This is a genomic window from Cohnella luojiensis, from assembly GCF_004564235.1.
GTDB lineage: Bacteria > Bacillota > Bacilli > Paenibacillales > Paenibacillaceae > Cohnella > Cohnella luojiensis.
On record NZ_SOMN01000079.1, the window covers coordinates 1 to 2,057 of the forward strand.

Annotated in this window: 2 protein-coding genes; one reads left to right on the top strand and one right to left on the bottom strand. The window is 50.6% G+C overall.

Going from position 1 to position 2,057, the window contains the following annotated elements; translation table 11 throughout:
• Window positions 1-90 precede the first annotated feature (90 nt).
• A complete protein-coding gene (ltrA, locus tag E2980_RS23760; RefSeq protein WP_240703177.1) occupies window positions 91-1,305 on the bottom strand; it encodes a group II intron reverse transcriptase/maturase in 1,215 nt (404 codons plus the stop codon).
• 554 nt (window positions 1,306-1,859) lie between these two features.
• Between ltrA and E2980_RS24505 the strand changes: the two genes are divergently transcribed.
• A partial coding sequence (locus E2980_RS24505; protein ID WP_205700022.1) for a hypothetical protein occupies window positions 1,860-2,057 on the top strand: 198 nt, incomplete at its 3' end.

Here is a 2,057-nt window from a genome sequence, read left to right on the forward strand (position 1 = left end):
AATCGAGTAGGCCCATGCGCAATTGCATGGGCCTCTCACAGATCCGTACGTGCGGGTCAACGCATACGGCTCTTCCAGTATTTATCCCCTCTAGGGATGAAGTTCATTGTAAAGATCGGTTAGCGCACATAGACCAATTTCGTTGAACCAAGCATTGGGTATAGCATATTGTGCGTGAAAACCGTGGGAGTTCCTCCAAGCGGTCATTCTCATCTGCGGAAGTTTTCCTGTAAATTTTCTGCGCCTTAATTCCCGATGCAGTTTGCGGATTTTCCTCCAGCTTCTGAGCTGTACCGCTCGCAGTCTCCTACGTATCCACGCATCCATTTCCCTAAAGAAGGCTTTTCCTTGTCCTTGCGCGAAGTAATTCCCCCATCCGCGCAGGTACGGATTGAGTTTCTTTTTCACCAGCTGTTCCACATTCACCGTCTGGTTTCGGCGCGTTATCTCCCTCGTGCGTTCCTTAAACTTTTGCTTCGCTTTATCCGAGGGAAACATTCCTTTTCCCTGCCAGAATACATACCCGAGAAAAACAAATGTTTCTTTCCTGTTGTTCACTATCTTCGTTTTCTCAGGATGTACTTTCAAACCAAGCTCTTTCTCAAGGAACTGAACTACCGACTTTAGCACCCGCTGTGCACCTTTTAGCGTCTTACAGCAAATGACGAAGTCATCAGCGTACCGCGTTATTCGGTGTCCTCGCTCCGTCATCAATTTATCTAGCGGATGCAGGTAGATGTTTGCCAGAAGCGGACTTATTACTCCGCCTTGCGGTGTGCCCAGTTCGTTCAGGTGAAAACTGCCGTTCTCCAGAACTCCTGCGTGTAAGAAGCGCCGAATCAATTCTAGTACGCTTCCATCTACTACTTCTTCTCGTACTGCCTCAATCAGTTTCTCATGCGGTATCGTGTCAAAGTAGGACTTCAAATCCGCATCAATGACGTAGGTATACCCCTCCATCAAGTCTTTGCGAATCTTTTGCAGTGCCATGTGCGCACTTCTTCCTGGTCGGAATCCGAAACTACAATCTAGAAAGATCTCTTCAAAGATGGGCTCCAATATTCGCCTTGCCGCCGCTTGTACCACTCGGTCTCCTACGGTAGGAATGCCTAAAGGTCTTTGTGTTCCGTCCGCTTTCGGGATGTAGACGCGCTTCACTGGTTTAGATCGGTACGTCTTTGTCCGCAGTGCGTGCTGAAGGGCTTGTACATGGCTCTCCAGCCCGGATTCGAATGCTTTAATGGTCATTCCATCTACGCCTGCGGCTCCCTTATTGCGTTTGACCTCTCGGAAGGCTTCCTCCAAGTTTGGCGTCGCCCATATCTTGTCGATTAGGCTATACCATCTGCGTTTCCTACCGTTCTCTACTCCTTCACGGAAACGCCTGACGCTTTGCGTCTGTTCCTCCATGCTCGTGTTGCTTCCCTTCAAGTCCCGGTCGTGTAGCCTTGCGGCAGTGTTCCGGTTTGTTCGTTGGTACTACGCCCCAGACGGTCTACCCTTATGTTCGACCTCGGTTCTACGCGCTTCATGGCTCCCCGACTTCTGTCTGGCTCATGGCGATTACTCCAGCATTTCTCTTCTACGGTTTCGGGCTTCGCATCAAGTCCCCGCCTTTTGGGTCAGAGCTTGCATCGGCGACACCTGCGCCGATTCACTTGCCATTACGGCTTTTCCGGCAAGCTTATTCACTACTATCCCTACGTCTGACTTCTCACCATCCATAATTGCTCCTTAGCCATCACAGCTTTGTTCGCATTTTACCGCTTTCGCGGAAACGATGAGATCTCCTTGGGTCACGTCATCGACTTTCCCCCGAATCCAGTCCTCTTAACTTCCGAGATCAACGGTGGTATAGGATGTTCCCTTTTTTTGCAGGGTTATCCGATCTCGCCAGCCAACTTGGTTATGCCGTCTGTTCCGGAGTTTGCCTTCAAGCCCTCCGCACGCACCCTCATGGACTACGCACTGCCTGTCAGCTATGCACTTCCGCCACCTCGCGGTATGCTGGAGACTTTCACTCCTTAGTCGATGCGCTGCCAAGCGCACAAAAAGCC